At 38.3% G+C, this 24,294-nt stretch carries 18 protein-coding genes; 1 reads left to right on the top strand and 17 read right to left on the bottom strand.

Annotated features, from left to right (window positions below):
- Window positions 1-658 precede the first annotated feature (658 nt).
- The 3 genes from rlmD to ABDZ53_RS08500 all read right to left on the bottom strand — a co-directional run bounded on the left by rlmD (window position 659) and on the right by ABDZ53_RS08500 (window position 5,661).
- The gene (gene rlmD, locus ABDZ53_RS08510; protein WP_343755531.1) at window positions 659-2,041 is read right to left on the bottom strand and encodes a 23S rRNA (uracil(1939)-C(5))-methyltransferase RlmD; all 1,383 of its coding nucleotides are present in this window, start codon (window positions 2,039-2,041) and stop codon (window positions 659-661) included.
- Between the two features lie 94 nt (window positions 2,042-2,135).
- Window positions 2,136-3,917, bottom strand: coding sequence for an ABC transporter ATP-binding protein (locus tag ABDZ53_RS08505; RefSeq protein WP_343755529.1), 1,782 nt, complete (start codon window positions 3,915-3,917; stop codon window positions 2,136-2,138).
- Window positions 3,901-5,661: an ABC transporter ATP-binding protein gene (locus tag ABDZ53_RS08500; protein WP_343755527.1), complete on the bottom strand. Its 1,761-nt coding sequence runs from the start codon at window positions 5,659-5,661 to the stop codon at window positions 3,901-3,903. Before ABDZ53_RS08500 ends, ABDZ53_RS08505 begins: the two co-directional genes overlap by 17 nt.
- A 200-nt stretch (window positions 5,662-5,861) precedes the next feature.
- Here ABDZ53_RS08500 and ABDZ53_RS08495 point away from each other — a divergent pair, with 200 nt between their 5' ends.
- Complete coding sequence (locus ABDZ53_RS08495) at window positions 5,862-6,710, top strand: helix-turn-helix domain-containing protein (RefSeq protein WP_343755525.1); 849 nt, start codon at window positions 5,862-5,864, stop codon at window positions 6,708-6,710.
- Between the two features lie 77 nt (window positions 6,711-6,787).
- On the opposite strand, the gene ABDZ53_RS08490 is transcribed toward ABDZ53_RS08495, so the two are convergent.
- The 14 genes from ABDZ53_RS08490 to ABDZ53_RS08425 form a co-directional block, all read right to left on the bottom strand.
- Window positions 6,788-7,807: a diacylglycerol kinase family lipid kinase gene (locus tag ABDZ53_RS08490; RefSeq protein WP_343755523.1), complete on the bottom strand. Its 1,020-nt coding sequence runs from the start codon at window positions 7,805-7,807 to the stop codon at window positions 6,788-6,790.
- 26 nt (window positions 7,808-7,833) lie between these two features.
- Window positions 7,834-9,267 carry an Asp-tRNA(Asn)/Glu-tRNA(Gln) amidotransferase subunit GatB gene (gene gatB, locus ABDZ53_RS08485; protein WP_343755521.1) on the bottom strand — a complete coding sequence of 478 codons (1,434 nt, stop codon included), beginning with the start codon at window positions 9,265-9,267 and terminating at the stop codon, window positions 7,834-7,836.
- A gap of 3 nt (window positions 9,268-9,270) precedes the next feature.
- Window positions 9,271-10,737, bottom strand: coding sequence for an Asp-tRNA(Asn)/Glu-tRNA(Gln) amidotransferase subunit GatA (gene gatA, locus ABDZ53_RS08480; RefSeq protein ID WP_343755518.1), 1,467 nt, complete (start codon window positions 10,735-10,737; stop codon window positions 9,271-9,273).
- Window positions 10,737-11,042: an Asp-tRNA(Asn)/Glu-tRNA(Gln) amidotransferase subunit GatC gene (gene gatC, locus ABDZ53_RS08475; protein ID WP_343755516.1), complete on the bottom strand. Its 306-nt coding sequence runs from the start codon at window positions 11,040-11,042 to the stop codon at window positions 10,737-10,739. The genes gatA and gatC overlap by 1 nt, the downstream gene beginning before the upstream one ends.
- A 32-nt stretch (window positions 11,043-11,074) precedes the next feature.
- Window positions 11,075-12,289 carry a CamS family sex pheromone protein gene (locus ABDZ53_RS08470; RefSeq protein ID WP_343755514.1) on the bottom strand — a complete coding sequence of 405 codons (1,215 nt, stop codon included), beginning with the start codon at window positions 12,287-12,289 and terminating at the stop codon, window positions 11,075-11,077.
- Between the two features lie 22 nt (window positions 12,290-12,311).
- Complete coding sequence (ligA, locus tag ABDZ53_RS08465; protein WP_343755512.1) at window positions 12,312-14,330, bottom strand: NAD-dependent DNA ligase LigA; 2,019 nt, start codon at window positions 14,328-14,330, stop codon at window positions 12,312-12,314.
- 29 nt (window positions 14,331-14,359) lie between these two features.
- Window positions 14,360-16,612, bottom strand: a complete 2,253-nt coding sequence (gene pcrA, locus ABDZ53_RS08460) for a DNA helicase PcrA (RefSeq protein WP_425541695.1) — start codon at window positions 16,610-16,612, stop codon at window positions 14,360-14,362.
- Window positions 16,613-16,801: 189 nt separating this feature from the next.
- The gene (locus ABDZ53_RS08455) at window positions 16,802-17,449 is read right to left on the bottom strand and encodes a GntR family transcriptional regulator (RefSeq protein WP_343755508.1); all 648 of its coding nucleotides are present in this window, start codon (window positions 17,447-17,449) and stop codon (window positions 16,802-16,804) included.
- A 15-nt stretch (window positions 17,450-17,464) separates the two neighbouring features.
- Complete coding sequence (locus ABDZ53_RS08450) at window positions 17,465-18,583, bottom strand: ATP-grasp domain-containing protein (RefSeq protein WP_343755506.1); 1,119 nt, start codon at window positions 18,581-18,583, stop codon at window positions 17,465-17,467.
- A 1-nt stretch (window position 18,584) separates the two neighbouring features.
- Complete coding sequence (locus ABDZ53_RS08445) at window positions 18,585-19,181, bottom strand: DUF2179 domain-containing protein (RefSeq protein ID WP_343755504.1); 597 nt, start codon at window positions 19,179-19,181, stop codon at window positions 18,585-18,587.
- Between the two features lie 84 nt (window positions 19,182-19,265).
- Window positions 19,266-20,633 (bottom strand): hemolysin family protein, encoded by a 1,368-nt coding sequence (locus ABDZ53_RS08440; protein WP_343755502.1) that lies wholly within the window; start codon window positions 20,631-20,633, stop codon window positions 19,266-19,268.
- 120 nt (window positions 20,634-20,753) lie between these two features.
- Window positions 20,754-22,805: a penicillin-binding protein PBP4(5) gene (gene pbp4, locus ABDZ53_RS08435; protein WP_343755501.1), complete on the bottom strand. Its 2,052-nt coding sequence runs from the start codon at window positions 22,803-22,805 to the stop codon at window positions 20,754-20,756.
- Window positions 22,806-22,832: 27 nt separating this feature from the next.
- Window positions 22,833-23,519, bottom strand: a complete 687-nt coding sequence (locus tag ABDZ53_RS08430) for a beta/alpha barrel domain-containing protein (RefSeq protein WP_343755499.1) — start codon at window positions 23,517-23,519, stop codon at window positions 22,833-22,835.
- 15 nt (window positions 23,520-23,534) lie between these two features.
- Window positions 23,535-24,056 carry a glycoside hydrolase family 73 protein gene (locus ABDZ53_RS08425; protein ID WP_343755497.1) on the bottom strand — a complete coding sequence of 174 codons (522 nt, stop codon included), beginning with the start codon at window positions 24,054-24,056 and terminating at the stop codon, window positions 23,535-23,537.
- Between the last annotated feature and the right edge of the window lie 238 nt (window positions 24,057-24,294).

Genomic DNA, 24,294 nt, shown 5'->3' with positions numbered 1-24,294 from the left:
GGACTAGTTTATAATATAAATTTACGACAAACTGCAATTCTTTTCATTATTTTCTATTGCAAAAGCAGTATTTTCTCTACAATCGAGCAAAATCGCTACAGATATGTACTGCTATTTTGTTGTAAGGTTAAAACATAAAAGCAAAACTCCACCCGTTTTGGCACTTACCATTCACCAGTAATTCATTAGTTCTTTTAGAACACACCCAGAATTCATTAATTTTATTATTTCTGCAAAGTAAACATTCCTGTGAAATCACCGTAAACACGCCATTTCAAAGGGTTCTATATTTATTTTGTTTCCATCAGAAAAACCATTTCCACATGTTATATCATCTCAAGCGGAAGCTAAACAAAATATCTAACCTATCTCTTCAACCTAAACAAAAATGACCGCTATCTAATCTGTCAACTCAACCCTCCCCGAATCAATACCGTTGACCTATTTCCACAAATAACAAAATAGGCTTTTCAGTCAAATCTGCTGCCAGCAATTTTTATTGCACTAAGTAGCAAAACGCTAAAAAGCCCTTTATTACGGGGTTTCTTATTATATTATTTCTCCACCCTTGACATCAATACTACACACTCTGCAGTCGTTTTCTACCAATCGTAGCTCCGCTTCTCTTGGGAAAACTTTGCATAAGACGTACATCTACTTACTTCGTAAGCAGTGTTACGGTTTCCACATGTGTCGTCTGAGGGAACATGTCTACCGGCTGAACTTTCTTCACTTCATATCCGCCTTCGTTCAGTAATTTTAAATCACGTGCTAATGTACTTGGGTTGCAGCTAACGTATACCATTTTCTCAGGTTTCATCGTTAAGACAGCTTCTATGAATTCTGGTGCCAGACCTTTTCTTGGAGGATCGACTACCACGACATCCACTTGCTTTCCTTCTTCTGACCAATCGACAATTATTTCTTCTGCCGCTCCTACTTCAAAGGATACATTCTCAATAGCGTTCAATTTGGCATTTTCTTTCGCGTTGTCAATGGCTGGCTTTACGATTTCCATTCCATAGACATGTTTGGCTTTTTGCGCCAGGGCTAAAGTCATCGTTCCAATGCCACAATACGCGTCAATAACGGTTTCTTCTCCTGTTAATTCCGCATAGTCCACTGCTGTTTGGTACAGCTTCTCTGTTTGAACAGCATTCACTTGATAAAAGGATTGATGGGAAATATTAAATGTCATGCCAAGCAAGGTATCCTGATAGCTATCTTCCCCTACAAGGACTTTTGATTCTTTTCCTAAAATAACATTGGTCTTTTTGGTATTAATATTTTGAATCAGACTGACCATATCAGGGACAGCTTGCTGAATCGCTTGGACTATCTCTTCTTGTCGATGAAACTCATCTGAATTGGTCACTAAAATAACCATTACTTCTCCAGTAAAATGCCCACGTCTCACAATAATATGACGTAACCAGCCCTTATGTTCTGTTTCATTATAGGGTTTAACATGGTATTTTCTCATGACATCTCTCACCGCAACAATCACTTGATCGATTTCAGGGTCTTGAATAATAAAATCCTCTAATGGGATTAAATCGTGACTGTTCTTTCTGAAAAATCCCGTTGTCAAGCGCCCATCTATTTTTCGGACGGGTACTTGTGCTTTATTACGATAACCGTAAGGATAATCCATTCCAATGACATCATTGACTTCTACCTCTGGAAGTTTAGCTATTTTAGATAATACTTTTTCGACTTGTTCTTTTTTAAAGGCCAATTGAGCTTCATATGTTAGATGCTGAAGAGACATGGTGCCTGTTTGGGCATATACTTTATCCACGATTTCAACGCGATGCGGACTTTCAGTTAGTATTTTCTCCAATCGACCAAAACCAAACTTCTTCCCTACTTTGATAACTTTAAATTGAATGGTTTCTCCTGTTAAAGCTCCTTCTACAAATAGAGGGTATTGATCCACTTTAACCACACCTAATCCCTCATGTGTTAAATCAACGACTTCGCCTTGTAATGATTCATTTTTTTGTACAGGGGCTTTCCATTTCTTTTTACTCTGTGCCATTTCAGTACTCCTCTTGTGTGCTTTGATTAGTTAAGTGTAGCAATAACATAAAAAAAATCAAGGAGTAGAATAGAGTCACTCCTTGATTTTCAGCTTAAATACTACTTAATAATTCAGATTGTGTTTTATAAAGAGTATAATAACGCCCTTGTTTCTCCATCAGCTCATCATGGCTTCCTGCTTCTAGTATTTTTTTGTCTCCGATATAAAAAATACGATCACTGTTTCGAATAGTAGACAGTCTATGAGCTACAATAAAGGCGGTTCGTCCTTCTAAGAGGCGGTTTAAGCCTTCTTGAAGTAATATTTCTGTTTGGGTGTCAATACTTGACGTAGCTTCGTCTAAAATCAAGACCTTAGGATTAGCTAACAAGGTACGTGCAAAAGAAATCAGTTGTCTCTGCCCTACTGATAGTGAGCTTCCTTTTTCATGAATATAGGTATGATAGCCATTTTTCAGCTCTGAGATAAAATCATGCGCTTTGACTATTTTAGCCGCTTCAATAATTTCCTCTTCTGTTGCATCCAATTGACCATAACGGATATTTTCCAAAATAGTGCCTGAGAATATAAATGTCTCTTGGAGCATTACCCCAATTTGATCACGTAATGAATTAACGGTGACATCTCGAATATCTATTCCATCTACTAATATGGCCCCTTCTCTGACATCATAAAACCGACTAATCATATTTGTAATAGTCGATTTACCAGCACCTGTCGGGCCAACTAAAGCAATCGTTTCTCCCGCTTCCACTTCAAAATTCAAATTCTCAAATATAGTCTGGTTCTCTTCATACCCAAAAGTGACATTATCAAATGTCACGTGTCCTTCTACATCCGGCATGTCAAAGGCATCTGGAGCATCTTCTATTTCAGGTTTAATATCCATCATGTTAAAAATTCTTTCGAGGTATACAGATCCGGAAACAATAGAATTATAAAAATTTCCAATGTTCACAATCGGATTCCAGAAGTTATTGACATAAGCGACAAAGGCAATGAGCACCCCAGTTGTCACATTCACCCCAAGTCCTCGAATACCTGCAAAATAAATAAAAGAAACAGTAATAATGGCAATATTCTGGACAATAGGCCCTAAAAGGAACTGCACTTTAACAGCATTCATCCAGGCATCTCTCTGCTGGTTACTCACATCTGAAAACACACTGTGGTTAAGGCTTTCTCGTGTGAAAGACTGGGTTGTCTTTATTCCTGCTATACTTTCATGAATATAAGAGTTTAATTTTGATTGCTTCTGACTTAGTTCGTCATACGCTTTACGCTGTTTGTTTTTAATAATTAAGGTAACCCATAATAATATAGGCAGTAAAATAATACTATATAAAGTCAAACGCACATCGATTGCCAACATAATTATCAGGGTAACCATGACACTAATAACATCTGAAATCACATTGATCAAACCAGACGACAAGATGTTACTTAAATTATTGATGTAATTGACGACACGAATCAGTATACTTCCATGCGGCCGTGAATCAAAGAATGAAAAAGATAATGTCTGAATATGAATAAATAAATCCGATCGCATGTCTTTTAATACATCTTGCCCGAGCAAAGTAATATGCCATAATCTATAACGCGTCGTCCACCCACTCAAAACAGTCAGGATGGCGTAGGTTATTATAATCATGACCAATAGTCTCGTATCCCCATTAGGAATAACCACATCAATCACCAAACTGGTTAAATAAGGCCCTAAAATCATTATAATATTGGCTAGAAGAATAACTAGCAGTAGAAGAATGACCTGTTTCTTATAGGGGACTAAATAGCGCCCTATGCGTTTAAAGTTTTCTTTATTATTTGGTTTTTCCTGTAATGCTTCTTCATCTCTAAAGGCTTGAGCCATCTTTATCCTCCTCTACCATGGATTGTCCGAGCTGTTCTTTGTAAATTTGGTAATAGGCTCCTCCTTTAATAAGGAGTTCCTGGTGTTTTCCTTGTTCCAATATGTTTCCTTTAGATAAAACTAAGATTTGATCGGCATGTTTAATCGATGAAATACGATTGGCGATGATGAAGGTAGTCTTTTGCTGACTGACTTCTTTCATCCCTTCTTGAATCTTAACTTCTGTTTCCATATCTACCGCAGATGTTGTATCGTCTAATATGAGAATAGATGGATCTTTTAATAAACCTCTAGCTAATGAAAGGCGTTGTTTTTGTCCGCCAGACAAGCCGCTTCCTCTTTCGCCAATATAGGTACGGTATTTTTCTGGTAACTGTTCAATAAACTGGCTGGCATCAGCTACCCTAGCTACTTTCTCAACTGTCTCAAACTGAGTGTTAGGTTCATTGAATGCAATATTATTTTGAATTGTATCTGAAAACAAAAAGACATCTTGCATAACCACCGCTATATTGGTCCGTAGTTCTATCACATTCCAGTTTCTAGCATCTTCATTATCAATTAATACTCGGCCTTCAGTAGGATCAATGAATCGAGAAATTAAATTGACTACTGTAGACTTACCAGAACCTGTTTCACCTAAAATACCGACCACTTGACCGGGTTCTACTTTAAAAGAAATGTTATTGAGAACTCGTTGATCAGGCTCGTCATCAAAAGCAAAGGAAACATTTTCAAACTCAACGGCTCCTTCGATTCTCTTATTCTTCGTTTGCTTATCTATAGGTATTTTCGGTTGAGTGGCTAGCATTTCACGAATTTTTATTGTTCCTGAATTGAAACGCTGGATATCATTCATGTAATTCCCTATATTTCGCATAGGCATATTCAACATCCAGATTACTCCGGTGAAAGCCACTAAATTCCCCACACTCATTCTACCTGTTATAGCAAACCAGCCGCCTAAACCAATAGCGATTACCGACATGAATCCTGCAAAGGTTTCTATAATAGGTAAATAACGCTTGGATATACGAGCTGAATCCATATTAGCCTGTTTAAACTGTTCATTTCGAGCATCAAATTTCTTTATTTCATAGGCTTCATTAGCAAAGGCTTTGACCACTTTGTTTCCACCAATATTTTCTTCAACCATCGAGTTTAGTCGTGAAAAACTTTCTCTAATCTCATAAAATGCATGTCGCGCTTGAGCAGATAACAACAGTGTAAACAATCCGACAAATGGTGTAACGACCAGCAAAGAAAGCATGAGACGCCATTCAATAGTCCCCATTAAAATAAGAGCAGATATAAATAAAACAACATTATCTAGGGCGTTAAAATAAGTCCATGCCACATTATGACGAATGGCATCTGTATCTCCCGTCATACGTGCCATTATATCTCCCACTCTAGTCGTGTTGAAAAAAGTTAAATCCAGTTCCTGCAACTTAGTGTATAAGTCCTCGCGTACTTGATAGAGGACATTTTGACTGATTCTCTCAAATTCTATTTGGGAAACATAGCGTAAGACTGTTCGAAGGACGACACTTCCTATCATTAACCCGAGTAATGGGAGAAGTAACTCATCCTGTCCTCCTATAATAACTTCATCTACCAGTAATCCCCCAATATAAGGAGATACGACGAATAAACCTGCGACGATGACCGTCACAATACTTGCCCAAACCCAGCCAAATAAATATGACTGAATATATTTCCAAACCCATTTAATAGAGTACATTCCTTTTTCACCTCTCCTGATTTCCTTGCTTACTTTACTCGTCTCTTTCACATAATAGAATGGATTTTATCTTCAAATAGCATGGAATAAATTGATTTTTCGATTACCTTAGTTATTTAGAAGATATCGGATGAAGTTATTGCAGTAAAAATTGTGAATAGGTATAATTTAGGAGAAGTGATAAAAAAGAAGGAGATACTATGTTACATATCCATTCAAAAACATTTAATCCAGATGTTCTGTATGTTTTTGATGCCGAAAATGTTGGCCCTCATTGCGGTAGAGAACACTCACATGACTTTTTTGAGTTGTCTATTATAATGAAAGGTGACTCATTTTATGTCATCGATGGCGAAACTGTCCATTTGTCTGAAAAAACAGTCTTATTATTTAATCCCGGAGTAGAGCACTTTGAGTTTTCGCAAGATGGTATGCGAAATATTCAAATTCATATCGGGTTGAAACACTTTAACCTGGACCGTTTCCCCAGAAACTTCCTGCCTTTTGAATCAAAGATTATACACCTTGGTCAGTATAAAGAGGACTTTTTTGAAACATGTGAGGAAATCATACTTGAGTTAAATGAACAGAAACCTGGTCATGAGCTTATTATCAAATCACTGGTCTATAAATTGATTGTTTATTTGATTCGGGATGAAGACACGGTCACAATAAACAGAGACTTGGTTTCTGATGAAGAAGAATCCGAGAAGCAATCTTTTGTTAATGATGTTCAGTTATATATTGAAAACCATTATGCTGATGATTTAACCCTCAACCATTTAGCCGAGTCCTTTTTTACGACTACGGCTACCCTTTCCAGATTATTTAAAGAACTAACGGGAGATACCCCAATCAACTACCTTATCCATTACCGCTTGGAAAAAGCCAAAGAGTATTTAGAAGCTGATCAGTCGATGACAGTCAAAGAAGTGGCTCATTCTGTAGGTTACGATGATCCATTATATTTCAGTAAACTTTTCAAGAAACATTACGGGGAATCGCCCACCTTTTACGCCAATAAAAATAGCATAAAGGAAAGCGATTAAACACAAAAACGAATGAGTCTCCCAACCATGCTGGGATCTCATTCGTTTTTTACATTGCTTTTAAAACAAGCATTCATTTATTCCACATGATCTGTTTCTTCTAACTCAGAAACTTTTTTAACAAATTCAGATTCTTTTTCTCTTCTCATTGAATCTGGTGCTTCTATCGCTAATTTCATTCTATCCAAATCAGAAACAATATCGATATGCTGCTGATGCATAATGAAATCTACTGGAGCGTCTCCCCCATATTCTCCGTCAATATTAATCATTAATTCCTGCTCATTCAAAGTTTCTGCTTTAACATGACTAGTTTTAGTATACAGAACTTTCGGATGGTTAACATGTTTGCCATCGTTAATAAGCAGGGTAATCAATCTTAAAATTTCGGCTAAGTTTGTCGTTTTGACGATGATTAAGGTAAACTTACCATCGCCGAGCACCTTGTCAGGAGCGATTTTTTCAAAGCCCCCTACTGAATTGGTTAGAGCGACAAACACTAGAGAAGCATTGCCTTCATACACCCCTTGATCATATGTCACTTTGAGAGGAACTTTTCCTATACGTGGAAGTAGTTCTGCTCCTCTAACAAAATACGCCAACGACCCAAATACAGATTTCATATTCGCTGGTACATCATACGTAAGCTCAGTTAGTGATCCTGCTGCTCCAATATTAGCAAAATACCGATTCGTTTTTTCTGTTTTTATTTCACCAATGTCCATAAAGACAGATTGATTTTTATGTATAAGCATCGCTGCTTCAACATAATCATTTCTCGGTATTTTTAAAGCTCTGGCAAAATCATTCGTTGTTCCTGCAGGAATAATGGCCAGTTTAGGACGATGTTCAAAAGGTGCCATGCCATTAATCACTTCGTTTATAGTTCCGTCTCCACCGACCGCTACTATTAAATCGAAATGATCTTTTGTACATCTCTCTGCTTCTTTCTGGGCACTTAAAGGGGAGGCTGTGGTACAAAATGTACTGGTATCATAACCCGCATTTTCATATACTTTTAATATCTCAGGTAAGTGTCGTGTAAACGTTTCTCTTCCTGATGTGGGATTATAAATAATTCTAGCTCTATTTCTCATGTACATACACTCCCTCAGTTGGCCATTTACCTTTTATCAATTTCTTGTTTTAATAATTTATTTACAACACCTGGGTTGGCTTGTCCTCTTGTTTCTTTCATTATTTGCCCGACTAAGAAACCTAAAGCTCGGCCCTTGCCGTTTTTATAATCTTCGATAGACTGCTCGTTCTGATCTAATGTTTCATTAATAATCGGTAAGAGTTTTGAAGGGTCGCTTAACTGTATCCAGCCTTTTTCTTCAACTAATGCCTTCACATCATCACTGCCATTTTGAACTAATTCTCTGAACACTTTTTTAGCTATTTTTGATGAAATGGTTCCATCTCCAATCAGGTTGATCATTTCAGCTAAAGCTTTGGGAGTCATTTGGGTGTCTGACAATTCTATTTGTTCGCTGTTCAAGTAAGCTGACACTTCTCCCATTAACCAGTTAGATGCTTGCTTAGGATCTGCTCCATGATTCACTGTTTCTTGGAAGTAATCAGACATTTCAACTGACGCAGTCAATACTTGGGCATCGTACTCCGGTAAATTGAACTCTTTTACATATCGGACTTGTCTATCCTTAGGCATTTCCGGTAAGGATTGTCTGACCTTTTCAATCCACTCATCACTTATTTCCAAGGTTGGAATATCCGGTTCCGGGAAATAACGATAATCACTTGAGCCTTCTTTGACACGCATTAAAATAGTCTGACCAGTCGTATCATCAAAACGTCTTGTTTCTTGAAGTAATTCTTCTCCTGCGATTAAAGCTTTTTCCTGTCTTTGAATCTCATAGGTTAAACCTTTTCTGACATTGTTAATGGAATTCAAGTTTTTCAGTTCTGATTTAACCCCGAATTCTTCTTGTCCAAAAGGACGGAGTGAAATATTGGCGTCACAGCGCATGGATCCTTCTTGCATTTTAACATCAGAAACTCCTGTAAACTGAATGAGTTGTCTAATAGTATCCAGGTAAGCTTGTGCTTCTTCCGGTGAACGAATGTCTGCTTCTGATACAATTTCAATAAGCGGTGTCCCTTGACGGTTCAAGTCAACATAAGAATACCCATCGTCTCCGTGAGTGGTTTTTCCTGCATCTTCTTCTAAGTGGACACGCTCAATGCGTATTTTTTTCTTTTCTCCCTCTACTTCAATCTCTATCCAGCCATCATATCCAATCGGCTGATCATATTGAGATATTTGGAAAGCTTTTGGATTATCAGGATAAAAGTAGTTTTTTCGATCAAATTTACTATGATTCGTTATCGTACAGTTTAAAGCTAAGGCTGCTTTCATTCCAAATTCAATCGCTTTTTGGTTTACCACTGGTAAAACTCCTGGGTAACCCCAATCAATTTCATTTGTATTCGTATTTGGTTCTGCTCCAAATCCGACTGGAGACGGGGAGAACATTTTTGATTCTGTTTTTAACTCAACATGGAGTTCTAAGCCAATAACGGGTTCTAAATTCATTGATTATTCTCCTCCTTCAAATGTTGGTTTCTGAGTATGGTAATCTGTCTCTCGCTCAAAAGCATAGGCGGCTCTGTAGAGTGTTTGCTCGTCAAAGTGTTTACCAATTAATTGCATACCTACAGGTAATCCATTTGAAAACCCACAAGGTATGGAAAGTGATGGAACTCCGGCCAAGTTAATCGTAACCGTTAAGACGTCAGACATATACATTTCAATGGGATCTTCGATTTTACCGCCAATGTCATAGGCAGTCGTGGTTGTGGTTGGAGCGATTAACACATCCACTTCTTCAAAGACTTTATCAAAGTCTTGCATAATCAATGTTCTCGCTTTAGCTGCCTTTTTAAAGTGAGCATCGTAAAATCCAGAACTCAACGAGAAAGTTCCTAACATAATACGGCGTTTCACTTCCAGTCCGAATCCTTCGCTTCGCGACTTGACATAAAGGTCTTCTAATGTCTCAGTCTGCTCCGCACGGTAACCATAACGGATACCATCAAATCGCTGTAAATTACTGGCCGCTTCAGAAGATGCTAAAATATAATAAGCAGGTACACCATATTCAGTATGAGGCAAGCTGACTTCCACGACTTCTGCGCCCATTTTTTTGTACAATTCCAGTGCTTCTCTGACTTTATTTACCACACCGTCTTCCTTGACTTCTTCTTTAATGTATTCTTTAGGTACCCCTATACGAAGGCCCTTCACCCCATTTTCTATTCCTTCAGTAAAGTCGGGTAGCTCTCCTCTATAAGAAGTAGAATCTTTTTCATCTTTTCCACTAATCGCATTTAAAACCAATGCGTTATCCTTCACGGTCTTCGTGAATGGTCCGACTGTATCCAAACTTGACCCATAAGCAATGAGACCATAGCGAGACACCAGACCATAAGTCGGTTTCATTCCAACAATTCCTGTAAAAGCGGCTGGTGTTCTGATTGAACCACCGGTGTCCGAACCTAAAGAAACTGGAATCTGTCCAGAAGCTACTGCAGCAGCTGACCCACCTGAAGAACCACCTGGTACTTTTTTAAGATTCCAAGGATTACGTGTGAGTTTGTATGCCGAGTTTTCAGTAGATCCCCCCATCGCAAATTCATCCATGTTTAATTTCCCTGTTGTAATCATACCATTTTGACGTACTCTTTCTACTACAGTCGCATTATAAGTAGGGATGAAGCCACTTAAAATCTTCGAGGCAGCAGTTGTTTCGACACCTTTAGTTACCAGATTGTCTTTTATACCAATCGGCAGACCACTTAACACATTATTTGGATCAATCCCTTTTTCATCTACTTGTTTAGCAGCTTCCAATGCTTCCTCTTTTCCTAATGCAAGGAAAGCGCCAATTTGATCATCCATTTTTTCAATGTTTTCGTAAACAGCTTCTGTCAATTCAACAGAGGTCAATTCTTTATTGACTAATTTCTCATGCAATACTTCTAATGTGTAATCTAAAAAGTTCACTACGCTTCGCCCTCCCCGTTATCCAGCATGGCCGGTACTTCAATATAGCCATCTTTATGATTTTTGAGGTTACTAAAGAGTTCGTCTCTGTCTGCTCCTTTGACAGCTTTGTCTTCTCGCCATATGTTTTTATGCGCTATACCGTGATAGGTCGGTTCGATACCTTCTGTATCCAAACTATCCAGTTTCTCTACCATCTCTACAATACCATCTAAATCATTTGTAAAAGAATGAATGTCTTCTTCTTCAAACTCTAATTTAGCTAACTTAGCTACTTGTCTTACTGTATCTTCGCTTATTGTCATGTTAAACACTCCTCGTATAATAAGTTTCACTATTAATTATAAATAAAAACTTCGAATTCTTCTTGGTCGTTCTCTCGATACAGGAATGACTCCATCCCATTCAAAGATTCTACTCTTATTTCTATTGGTGTTGTAGCTGGTAAATAATTAAGTGCTGCTTCATTTAAAAACTGAGTAAAGGCAATAATTTCACCTTTTCCATAAAACTGAATCATTATGTCAATTTGTAAATGCACGAGTTGTTCTTCAACATAATGAGCAACCCCTGTAACCCCACTGATATTAGGGAAAAAGTTTTCAACTTCTGATCGGAAATTGGCAAAGCTATTTCCTTCAGCACTTTGCATCCCTTCTAAAGGAAAGACCAGCCTGTCTTCATTAATCGCATTCCATTCAGAAACTGAGCTATCGCCATCTTCACTGATTCCTACGGCTATATATGTTCCTGGGGCCAAGTCATCTTGAGTGGATTGCTCATACAATGCTATCATAATAGGAACATTCTCTAGACCTTCTTTCGCTCTTAGACGAGCTATCACTTCATCACTCATCCGTTGACCTTCTTCTAACAATTCATCAGTTGAAATGGATTGTTGAAATGGGGTACCCAGTTCATCACTGTAATAATCAACAGAATTCAGAGCCAAGCCTATGCTCAACCCAGCTAATTCCAAGCCGTTTTCTGTTTGAATATAAAAGTCGTGTTCTAAAATAGAACTCAAATAGTTTGGGTTTCTTTCCTCTGGATCTAAACTGCCATTAGATGGAGGATTTAAGCCAAGACTTTCTTCAACTTCTTCGACCTCTTCAACCTCTTCTCCTTCTTCAGCCTCTTCTGGTTCTGCAGGCTCTTCGTAACGCGCTAGCCAACTATACACTTCATTTGCAGACAAGAATTGTCCTTCTTGAAGAAAATGAGTCTCCGTCGAAAAGTAGCGTTGAGAGTGTCTCATTAAATCACTCTCAAACGTTCTAATATTCACACCAGAATTGAGCTGTCTTGTAATCCCCCGGTGCTGACTTGGTGTATAGGTACCATCTTCAGATATAACCGGTCTGTAGTATTCAGAATCGACTTGTATGTCTACTGTGGATATTTCATTATCCGTGTCTTCGCCAGTTTCTTCTCCAACTTCTGACTCTCCCAGGTCCGGCTGATTAGGATCAACAGGTTCAGGGAAAAAGTCACATGCAGTTAGGAAGAGTATACCGGTTAATAAACTAATTAGCAGTATTTTTCTTTTCACTCTCTGCCACACTTCTTTCTATTCATTCATTTAACTCCTCTAGTACATTTGCTTCAGACAATATAGGAATGTCTAGTTCTTGGGCTTTTGTTAATTTGCTGCCGGCTTCTTCGCCTGCAATTAAATAATCTGTCTTCTTAGAGACACTTCCTGTAACTTTTGCCCCTAAACTTTCCAGTCTCTCTTTCAGTTCTGTTCGTTTAAAGTGTTCCAATTTTCCAGTAATGACTACTGTTTTATCCGTAAAGAAGGAATCCACTTGCTCTATCTGTTCTTTTTTAATTCCTGTGTAAGTCATATTGACCTGAGCTTGTTTCAATTTTTCAATTAGTTCATCGACTTCTTCCAGTTCAAAAAACGCATGGATGCTTTCAGCGATTTTTTCTCCAATCCCTTCGATTGATTGAATGGACTCTAGGGAAGCTTCCTTAACATTTTCCAAGGTTTCATATTCTTCTGCTAAGAGTCTAGCTGCTTTGGCACCTACGTGTCGGATACCTAAGCCAAATAGTAATCTCTCTAGAGAATTCTCTTTAGATGCTTCGATAGCCTGGATTAGATTGTCTGAAGATTTGTCTCCCATTTTTTCGAGATTCATTAATTCTTCTTTTGATAAATAATACAAATCAGCTGAATCATTAATCAATTTGTTTTCAAATAACTGATTGATAATCCGTTCTCCTAAACCATCAATATTCATGGCATTTCTAGAGACAAAATGCGTCGCTTTTTCTTTTGCCTGAGCACTGCATTTAGGATTCATACATCTTAATGCCACTTCATCATCTAAATGCATCAGTTCACTGTTACACGCCGGACAATGCGTTGGATACTCGTAGGGTTTACTTTCTTTCGGTCGGTGTTCTAAATCGACTCTCACTACTTCTGGAATAATATCCCCCGCTTTTCTAACAACCACTGTATCAAATAAGCGAATATCTTTTTCCTTCATCAAATCCACGTTGTGCAGGCTGGCACGCTGAACCGTTGTGCCTGCTAATTGCACCGGATCCATTATAGCTGTAGGTGTCACTACTCCGGTACGTCCCACTGTCCATTCTATTTGACGAATAGTGGTTTTAGATTCTTCAGCTGGAAACTTGTATGCGATGGCCCATCTTGGAGCTTTAACCGTGTAACCTGCTTTTTCTTGATTAGCTATTTCATTGACCTTGATGACAATCCCATCAATTTCATAAGGAAGACTATTCCGTCTGGCTTCATATTCCTCTACAAATGCCCAGACTTCGTCGATTGTTGCAAAGACTTTTCTTTCCGGATTAGTTTTTAAACCTAATCGATCCAGTAACTGTAGAGCTTCATCTTGACTTTCGATGGCCTTATCAGCGATTTGAGGCAGGGAGTAAAGAAATATACTCAAGTTTCTAGAAGCTGTTACTTGGGGATCCAAATTTCTCAATGTTCCTGCTGCAGCATTCCGTGGATTAGCAAATATAGCCTCTCCTTGTTCTTCCCTTTGCTGGTTTAATGCGACAAAAGAAGACTTCGGCATATAAATCTCTCCACGGACTTCTAAAGTAACAGGTTCTTTCAGTCTTAAGGGAATAGCTTTAATGGTACGAACATTCGCCGTCACATTTTCACCGACTGTCCCGTCTCCCCGTGTTACAGCTTGAACCAGCTTGCCTTCTTCATATTTTAGAGAAACAGCCAGTCCATCTATTTTCAGTTCACAATGATACATATAATCATTGTCTAGTCTTTGTGAAACCCGACGGTCAAAAGCTTCCAACTCTTCTTTGGAAAAAGCATTATCCAAGCTCAACATCGGTGAGTCATGTCTGACTTTTTCAAACCCTTCTAAAAGAGCTCCTCCCACACGTTGAGTAGGAGAATTATTTTGAATCAGTGTAGGATACAACTCTTCTAAATCCACCAGTTCTCTGTACAATTTATCGTACTCTTCATCTGGAATAGTTGGTTGGTCTAAAACATAATATTCATGGCTATACTTGTCCAATAAAGTCACTAATTCATCCACGCGCTCTTTAGCTTGTTCAAAAGTTCGTTCTTCAGCCATTTTATTAACCCTTTCTGATAATCATTATTTTATATCTTTTCAATGGGAGCAAAGCTTGCCAAGAGAGGTTTAATGCCTTGACCCGGAAAAGCAATATCCAGCTGCATATTGTCTCCTTCACCGCTTACTTTAACGATTGTTCCTACTCCCCAAGCTTTATGCTGTACTTTTTCTCCCACTTTCCAAGCTAACTTCTCAGCTCCTGTATTCCCTGTAGGATGATTAATGATGGTTTTCTTTCTGTTTCGATTCGTTCTATTTGAAAAAGGATCATTGGCGCTTGTTCCAAATCCCTTATGCATGCCACTTGCAAAAGGCGTCAGAGAGTTGGATTCTTGTTGTTCAAGATTCTCTTCATCAATTTCCTTTAAGAAACGAGACGGTTGATTCATCTGCATTCGACCGTATAATTGTCTGGATGCAGCATTTGATAAGAAGAGTTTTTCTTCTGCCCGAGTAATCCCAACATACGCCAGACGTCTTTCTTCTTCCATTTCTTCTTCTCCACTGTCTATACGAGACAATGGAAACAGTCCTTCTTCCATTCCAATTAAAAAGACGACAGGAAATTCTAGTCCTTTTGCAGAATGAAGGGTCATAAGTGTCAGTTCACTCGTTGGTTCTTCTTCCAGGTTATCAATATCGGATATGAGTGATAAATCGGTTAAGAATGCTAATAAACTTTTGTCTTCTTGTTCTTCTTTATCAAATTGTTGAGTAACCGTTAGAAATTCTTGGATATTCTCTACTCTCGTCTCAGCTTCCAATGTTTTTTCCTTTTTAAGCGTCGGTAAGTAATCTGACTTTTCAAGCACTTCTTCTGTTAGCTCAGTTATTGTTAGAAACTCCGCCATTTTAATGAAGTTTTGTATCATTAAGGCAAAGGCTTCGACTTTTTTTGCTGCACGAGGGGATATATTAATATTATTTGCATTTAAGGCAGCCTCATATAAACTCCAACCCATTTCTTCTGCCGCTGCTTCTAATTTACCTACAGTACTGAGCCCGATGCCACGCTTGGGTTCATTCACAACTCGAATGAAGCTCATATTATCTCTGGGATTAGCAATGAGAGTCAGATAAGCGAGAACATCTTTAATTTCTTTCCGATCGTAGAATTTGTGTCCGCCTACCATTTTATAAGGGATGTTCGTTTTTATAAGTGTTTCTTCAATGACACGGGATTGAGCATTGGTACGGTACAACACGGCGAAGTCTCCGTATTGCTTAGTCGGATCATTTTCCATTTCTTTCTGAATTTGCTGAACGACATACCGAGATTCTTCGTGTTCATTAGCTGCTCGGTAATAAACAATCTTCTCTCCTCTGTCGTTATCCGTCCATAGATTTTTATCTTTACGATTCAAGTTATAAGAAATCACATCATTAGCTGCTTTTAATATATTTTTAGTCGAGCGATAATTCTGTTCTAAAAATACAACCTTAGCATCAGGGTAATCTCGTTCAAAGTTTAGTATGTTTTCCATATCAGCTCCACGCCAGCCGTAGATACTTTGGTCTGCATCACCCACTACACAAATATTACGCAATCTAGCCGCTAGTAATTGCACTAGCTTGTACTGGGCATGGTTAGTATCTTGGTATTCATCCACATGAACATATTGAAATTTACTTTGATAAAACTGAAGAACCTCTTCATGCTCTTGAAACAGACGAACAGTGAGTAAGATTAAGTCATCAAAGTCTACAGCTTCTGACTGTCTCAATTCTCTCTGGTACTGGTCATAACAATCGGCCACTATTTTACTGAAATAGTCTGCCGCTTGATTACGGTACTCTCTTTCTGTTTCTAGTCTATTTTTCGCGTTACTTATCTCGGCTAAAATAGCCCGCGGATTATACTTTTTGGGATCGATGTTCAGTCGTTTTAATATTCTTTTCATTAATGTGTTCTGTTCGCCAGGATCGACTATAGTGAATGAAGAACTGTATCCAATTTTATCTATTTCTCGTCTGAGTATACGAACACACATAGAGTGAAAGGTCGATACCCACACATCTTCTCCACCGTCTTTTACTAAAGTGGCCACACGTGTCTTCATTTCCGACGCCGCTTTATTCGTAAATGTAATAGCCAGTATATTCCAGGGATTGACACCTTTTTCCTGTATTAAATAAGAAATACGGTGAGTCAGTACTCTTGTTTTTCCTGAACCGGCTCCAGCCATAATTAACAGAGGGCCTTCAGTGTGTACCACTGCCTCTTTTTGTTTGGGATTCATCCCTCTTAATATATCTTCTCGAAGAACCACTTTATTCATCCTTTCAGCTGTTCATACATTGTTTTATTATACAGAAAATGAGTAAGTCTTTCCATAGATGGCTCAAATAGAATACGGAAAATTCACTACTCATTCAATTATACCTCTCATTCATTTGAATGAATTGACAGCAGAAAAAAGTCCTATGTAAGATTGCATACATAGGACAGATATATAACAGATGAGTAATCAGTCTACTCCCTGAATGAGGTTGATAAGTAATTGATTGAGTAAGATACGCACTTCTCGTCTCGCATAGGTATAATTGCCTTTTCCTATATAGTCAACTAAGTTTGCATAGTGAGTAAGTTTAATCGGTCTGCTTTTGTCTAATAAGACAGTGGCGGACACACTACTCTCATATAAACTATTTAAAGTTTGAATGATGGTCTGATTCATATAGTCATTTTCATGATAGGTGAGTACAGTTTTCCAAAACTCAATCTCTGATTTTTCAAACGTATCGTTTGTATCTGAGTGAGAAGCCTGCATCGCTTTTAAATAATCCTCTATTGGTTTCTCAGACACCTTTGTTTCCCCTTGCTCAAGGGAATATAAGACGTGTTGCAATAGGACTTCTAAAAAATATATGCGGTCTTTTTGTTCTTTTAACCCAAGAGGACGCTTATTAACATAAACTCCTTTATTTGGCTTAAAATAAACAAGATTTTCTTTTTCCAATCGCTCTAATGCTTTTCTTATTGGCGTTCGACTGATTCCTAACTCCTCAGCTACAACCAGTTCTTTTATTTGCATACCTTCAAGCCATATTTGGTTGATAATCTGTTGTTTTATAAAAGAATAGGCCAGATTTTCGATTTTCCTTCTCTTAGTCATGTGGGTTCCCTCATACTAATTGTATAAATCTGATAACAATGAGAGAGTCTCTTTGACATCAGATGTAGGAATAGTCAGATGACCCATTTCCGTTGTCACTGTCTCGCCGTTATTTTCATAAAAGTTGAAATGCCAGTGTGGCTTGATTTGCGCTTGGGTGAAGGTCTCCTTCTCTTCGTCTTTAGTTATAGACTGCATGACCATGGGTTGATTCAGTTCTTCATTCCATTCAATAGGCCAGCCTGTGACAGCTTTAATATGTGCATCATATTGAGAGAGGTTATACATATTAGACGTGTAGTGAAATGCTCTATGGGGATGAGCAACTATCTCATTAACATATAATGCCCCACTATCCGTCGCAAAGGCTTCAACAGCCATAACCCCTTTAAAATTGATTTGTTCAGCAATCACTTTTCCAATTCGAAGCATTTCCTTTTCCATCTCAGGACTTATCCTAGCAGGAGCAATGGATTGGTAAAACTCATCATTTTTATATTTCATCTCTGTAACTGGAAAAAATGAAACCGCTCCGTTCTTATCTTTCACAATTGACACACACAGTTCTTTGTCAAATGGAACCCACGCTTCTAAGACACACGTGCCATGTTTAAGAAAAGTTTCCGCTGATTCAATCTCTTCTTCTCCGTATAATATTTTGTGTTTCTTAAATCGTTCGTTTGTATTATTCGCTTTAAGCACACATGGAAAGCCAATACTTGTCACGGCTTCTTTGATATCATCAATCGTAACGATTGTTGCGAAAGGAGCAATGTTAACACGTACAGAATCTAAAAAAGCCTTCTGCAGCATTTTATCTTGTGAGGCTGACAACAGTTCCTCCCCTTGAGGCACAGGTACGGCGCGCTTCATTTCATTGACAAATCGTGAAGGGAATGCTTCCGTTTCGTACATCACCACATCACTTTGCATAGCTAAATCCATAAAGGCCTGTTCATTTTCCAGCTCAGCTCTCAAATGCCAGTCTGAAATACTGCTCGCCAGACAATAAGGATCTGGGTCGAGTATCCCTACTTTGTATCCTAATTTTTTGGCAGAGAAAGCTAGCAAACGAGCTACGCTTCCTCCTCCCACTATTCCTATTGTGCTTCCAGGTTGTATCCAGTTAGCCATGTCATTCACTCCAGTTTTCTCGCACTTCTTCTTTAAATGGACTTTTTATAGGGTGTTTCCTTACTTCTTTTTTATTTTTTCTCATTTTCTTAGTCCAAAAGCCACCGTTTATAAATTTCGGTTCATAGGACACAACAAAGGCTCTTGGTTCAATTTCATTAATGAGTCTATACAAACTTCTTTCGTTTGAACGAGAGGTCAGTATTTCCAGGACATAACGGTTGCCTTCTCTTCCATGCGCTTTAGATATGGTCACTCCGTATCCTTTTCCTCTCAGTCCTTCTGCTACTTCCCACCCATTCTCCGGGAGTATAGCTGTAGCTAGAATATGGCCTAACGCCAGTCTGTCTTCGATTTTCATTCCTGTATATATTCCGACTCCAAAGCCTATGGCATAAACGATAATATTTATAGCATTATCGAGATTGTCTAGAACTAAGCCTAAACCGATGACATAAATCGCTGTTTCCACCATAGCTATAAGCGGTGCGACCGATTGATAGCCTTTCATCGTGAGCAACATGCGCAATGTACTCAGAGTCACGTATACCACATTAATGATAAATATTGTTACGAGTATTCCCCAGTTAAAAACCAATGATATCCCTTGCCTTTCTTTTAATACTGAATGAAAAAGAACGGCTGAGACATGACCCTGTCTCAGCCTATTTCGAGTACAGGACTACTCCTTACTCATCTCGTAATGTTCAGTTCGTTCTTCTTCATTATTTGTTTCTTCTTTTTCTATTTTTACAATGATAGACAGAATACGGGTGCCGTCCATCTTGCCTACAGTCAAACTTAAATCACCCGTATAAACAACTGCATGCTCTTCTTCACTTGGTATGCTTTCATATTCTGTTATAAAATACCCTGCTATAGTGTCCACATCTTCAGAGTTCAAATCAGTTTTGAAGTAATCATTGAACTTGTCTAAAGGCGTTGCACCATCTACACTATATAGAAATTCTTCAATTTCTTCAATTAATTTGTTTGATTGATCGTATTCGTCATCAATTTCTCCAACAATTTCTTCCAATAAATCCTCCAGAGTGACTAAACCAACTACGCCACCAAATTCATCATTTAAAATAGCCATTTGATTTTGTGTTCGTTTCATCTGAAATATTAAATCATCGATATATATGGTCTCCGGCACAAAAAGGGGTTCGTTACTGATTTCTTTCAAATCAATGGAATACAAGGGAACATCTTTGGAGGCTTTTAATAAATTCTTTACATGCACGATTCCCACTATATTATCTTTGTCTTCATAATATAATGGTACTCTCGAGTGCGGTGTTTCCAGCATCGCTTTAATGTTTTCCTCATTTGGATCGTCATAATCCAGCATAAAAGCATCGGTTCTAGGAACCATAACTTCTCTAGCTATTTTATTGTCTAAAGACAAAACACCTTTTAACATGGCAAATTCTTCTAAGTCGATGACTTCATGCTGATGACTGTGTTCTAAAAATGAGCGGAACTCATCACGAGTGATGGTCTCATTATCTGAATCAAAATCAATAGGTAAGACACGTTTTAGTCCAACTAAACTTTTTTGTACCAGCCACACGATTGGAAGTGAAAAGTATCGAAGCAGAACCACTAGACTCGCTAGTTTCATAGCTGCTTTATTCGGAGTTTTTGCGGCAATTGCTTTGGGTAATTTATCTCCAAATAATAAAAGCAAATAAGTTAAAACGAGAGTGCTTAATGCAAGTAACACAAGCCACTCCGAAGAAAAAACAGATTCACTCAGCTGATCTGCAATGCGCGAAACGAATACAAATGATACGCCACTTGTGAGCAAAGCTGTTAATGATAAGCCTACTTGTATGGTCGTCAAAAAATCATCGGCATGATCTAAAATTCTTAACACACGTTTTGCTTTTTTACTTCCTTCAATGGATTCTTCTACCATTAATGTAGGGTTAATCGATACGATAGCCATTTCAGCAGCTGCTAAAATGCCGTGAACAACAATTAAACTAATAATCAATAATATAGGCCCAATTAAGGGCTGAATACTCCCAGGGTCACTGTTCATAAGTTATCTCCTTCAAAATTGTAATGTTTTTATTAAAACATAGTTACTATATCATATTAGAAATAGCTGTACAATCTAATATCAGCGATTATTATGCCGTTTCTATGACTTTTCCTGTTGCTATAATTCATTTTTAACAGTTGTTAAAAATGGTAGGAATTGATCAATTACATCGCCACCCCGTTGACCTTCTAAATGGGCTATGAATGAATAGTCATATCCTTCTGCATCAAAGACATAGAGCAAACCATTGGTTTCATTTCCTTCTTCTCCGGCGACTTCAGAGGTTCCTGTTTTTGCTCCCACAGCGTAAGGTAGAGCACTTAACTTGTTAGCTGTACCGTTCGACTGGTTGACTGTCTCAAGCAAAAGGCTTTCTACTGTAGTGGCTGTCTCCGCAGAAATAAGGGAAGTTGGCTCACTTGTATTACTGTCTCTTATAAGATTAGGCTGAACAAGGGCCCCCTCATTTAAGACTGGTGAATAAAAGACGAGCTGGTGAATAGCATTCATCAATATTTCACCTTGACCGTACGCGGTGTCAGCTAATAAGACATCCGTGTCAATAGTGTTTTCGTTTGAGAATTGAGCTGCTGACATCTCAAATGGCCAGTCTAACGGTTCTCCAAATGGAAACACAGATAAGGCCTCTTCAAAAGCATCGGCTCCCATTTCTAAAGCTTCCATTGCAAAGAATATGTTATCCGATAATACCAGAGCCGTTTCTAAATCTACTTCAGATACTGTGTCATTTACTCTCGTAATCTGATGGTCTCCAAAGTCTGGAGTCTCGGGTGACCATTGCAATCCTTCTATAGTATGGACTTTATCCGGTGTCGTCACTCCATTTTCCAAAAATACCATAGCAGAAAGGATTTTGAACGTGGATCCTGGTACATACCTCGCTGCATAGCGGTTTAGGAAGGGACTGTCTTCATCATTTAAATAGGTATCATAATCTGTTTGAGATATTCCTCGAACAAACAATTGAGGGTCATAAGATGGAGAATTGGCTAAAGCTAGAAAATCTCCCGTTCGCGGGTGCATCATAGCTGCTGTACCAGGTTCGTCCTCAAAAGTCTGATACAAAGCTTCTTGAATCACACTGTCAATGGTTAGATAAAGGGATTCTCCGTCTTCTTTTTCTCTTTCAAGAATGGTTTCTTTTGTGTCACCCTCAGAGTCAACGATAGCTATTTCTCCTCCAAGATTGCCCTTTAATTGAGATTCATATATCGATTCAAGTCCAGCTTTTCCTATAAACTGTCCAGACCTTAACTCTGCATCATTTTCAATATCTTCAGCAGTCACTTCTCCTACGTAACCAATTAAGTGAGCAGCTGCTTCCCTTAGCGGATATACACGTTCAACCGTTTTCTGGTATAAAACGCCTGGGACTTCAGGCGTCTCGTCTACAACCTGAAATGGAACGAAACTCTCTTCTGTCACCCATCCTTGGCTGAGCAAACCCTCAAGCCGCTCTACAGAAATAGCGTATGTGTCACTAATGGTCTGCAACCGATTAGCTCTCTCTTCCCCTTCGCCTAATGCCCGTGGATAGAGACCGGCCTCCCAAGCTTCTCCTTCTCCAGCTAACATGTTCCCATTTCTATCATAGATTGACCCTCTTTTAGGCTGAGTGTAAGACAGTCTTATAGTGTCTCCTTCTTCCATATTAGGAAATAGAAGAGAATAATCCCACTCTACTAAATTCTCGGTCTCTGTTTCATATATGGATGTCTGAAAATTTAAACCGGATAAAGGGCCTAAGGCTGTTTCCATATTCACTGAATAAATGAGATCATAGGTATCTGTTTGCTCGACGTAAGACAAAGCTTGGTTAGTAATAACGATATCCGTTGCTCCTATCCCACTATAAACAGTTGCATACCGTTCAATCAATTCTTCTTCGGTGTATCCTCTTTCTTCAATTGATTCAGGAGTAAAGTGAGCAATCAGAGCATCAAAATCGCCATCTGAAAAAGAAGTTAGATACTCTTGCGTCATGGCTTCTACTTCTTCTCTTCTTTTTATGGCTAATTGTTCTTCTTGATAGTTTCGATACCACAAATAGCCCCCAATAGCTGAAAGGCTGAGCACAACCACACCTAAAACTATCCATATGACAGGTATTCGATTTTTTCGTTTGTACCCTTTCTTATTCGTCTTCAACTCAACAGCTCCTTTAAAATAATCAGATTATTCATTGAATCGTTCTTTTTCTAATTCTCTATAATCCATCATTTTCCGGCTAAACAATTCTCCATTTGACGGTGGAGTGTAGGTTATGGCATTAGCTCCTGCTTCGATGGTCTCCATGATACTTTCATTTGTTGGGCCACCTGTTGCAATAATCGGTAAATCCGGATATTTCTCTCTATATTTACGGACTATTTTACTTGTTTCACCAGCCCCTGAAATATTAATAATATCTACACCTGCTTTTATTTTAGTTTCAATATCAGAATACTCAGAGACAACCGTTAATATTATTGGAATATCAATCATTTCGTTAATTTTTTCAATGGTGTCGACAGGAGTCGGAGAGTTAATAACCACAGCTCTACATCCGTGTGATTCAGCAAAAAGAGCCATATTAGCAGACCGAATGCCCTGAGTTTTTCCTCCAGCTATACCGGCCATAACAGGTATGGTGGATACATCTGTAATGGCTTTAATAATAGCAGGATGGGGAGTAAATGGATAGACAGCCATTATTCCGTCTGCATCATTGTTCATAATTAAAGCGATATCAGTTGTAAATAAAAAGGCTTTGAATCGCTTTCCGTTAATAACTATTCCACTGGATTTTCTAATTATCTCAGGTACAGCAACGTAGCCTTTATATAAATCTGTTTGTACATGTGGGTATTTTCTCTTTGTCATTCAGACACCTCTTTACTATTCATCATATTTTTCTAAGCCGTATGTCTCGACTATGTTAATTATTTTTTCCGGATAATCGGGATCAGTCGCATAACCGGCCTTTTGTAAGGCATAAGCTGCTTCTGAAGGAGTTTGCGCTTCAATCACAGGGTGGTAGAGTTCAGGATTCCAGTCTGTTCCGTAGGCTAGCAGCTTCGCATAGTCTTCTACAGAAGCTTTTAAAGAGGGATAACTTCTAAAGGATGCATGGATTTCCTTCCACTCGTCTTCATACTCCAATGTGGCATATTTTCTGTGTTCACTGTTTCCTTTTATTCCAAAATAATTATTTTCTTGTCGTGACAGACTGCTTTTACCCCAATTCGATTCTAATATAGCCTGTGCAATCGTCACACTGGGCAAAATGCCATACTCTTCTTTTAAAGGGACGGCATGGCGAGCCACTTCTTCTATAAATTCCGCATTGGATTCTATCTTTACTTCCTCTGCTCTCTCTTCTATTTTGGAACTTAAAACAAATAATGTTCCTAGAAACACTATAAAAAGTAATCCGGCTTTTTTTAAAAGAGAGTACCCTTTTTGTCTTATATTTTTTCGCTTTGCCAGAGTAATCCCTCCTATCCATTAGGTGTGTCTCAACCTGTCCTTACTTTAATTTTTATTCTACCATAAGTTATTCTGTCTCGATAGAGACTAACCGTATTTATATAGTCTGTGTTACCTGTTCGTTTTTGGTATACTACGAAGTAAATACATGAATGAAAGTTGGGTAAAA

Source organism: Alkalibacterium iburiense (assembly GCF_039521845.1).
Lineage (GTDB): Bacteria > Bacillota > Bacilli > Lactobacillales > Carnobacteriaceae_A > Alkalibacterium > Alkalibacterium iburiense.
This window is presented reverse-complemented; position numbering and strand designations above follow the sequence as displayed.

Coding starts and splice junctions, on each gene's coding strand:
- rlmD (WP_343755531.1), bottom strand. CDS start 2,041: ATGGCACAGAGTAAAAAGAAATGGAAAGCCCCTGTACAAAAAAATGAA.
- ABDZ53_RS08505 (WP_343755529.1), bottom strand. CDS start 3,917: ATGGCTCAAGCCTTTAGAGATGAAGAAGCATTACAGGAAAAACCAAAT.
- ABDZ53_RS08500 (WP_343755527.1), bottom strand. CDS start 5,661: ATGTACTCTATTAAATGGGTTTGGAAATATATTCAGTCATATTTATTT.
- ABDZ53_RS08495 (WP_343755525.1), top strand. CDS start 5,862: ATGTTACATATCCATTCAAAAACATTTAATCCAGATGTTCTGTATGTT.
- ABDZ53_RS08490 (WP_343755523.1), bottom strand. CDS start 7,807: ATGAGAAATAGAGCTAGAATTATTTATAATCCCACATCAGGAAGAGAA.
- gatB (WP_343755521.1), bottom strand. CDS start 9,267: ATGAATTTAGAACCCGTTATTGGCTTAGAACTCCATGTTGAGTTAAAA.
- gatC (WP_343755516.1), bottom strand. CDS start 11,042: ATGACAATAAGCGAAGATACAGTAAGACAAGTAGCTAAGTTAGCTAAA.
- ligA (WP_343755512.1), bottom strand. CDS start 14,330: ATGGCTGAAGAACGAACTTTTGAACAAGCTAAAGAGCGCGTGGATGAA.
- pcrA (WP_425541695.1), bottom strand. CDS start 16,612: ATGAATAAAGTGGTTCTTCGAGAAGATATATTAAGAGGGATGAATCCC.
- ABDZ53_RS08455 (WP_343755508.1), bottom strand. CDS start 17,449: ATGACTAAGAGAAGGAAAATCGAAAATCTGGCCTATTCTTTTATAAAA.
- ABDZ53_RS08450 (WP_343755506.1), bottom strand. CDS start 18,583: ATGGCTAACTGGATACAACCTGGAAGCACAATAGGAATAGTGGGAGGA.
- ABDZ53_RS08440 (WP_343755502.1), bottom strand. CDS start 20,633: ATGAACAGTGACCCTGGGAGTATTCAGCCCTTAATTGGGCCTATATTA.
- ABDZ53_RS08430 (WP_343755499.1), bottom strand. CDS start 23,519: ATGACAAAGAGAAAATACCCACATGTACAAACAGATTTATATAAAGGC.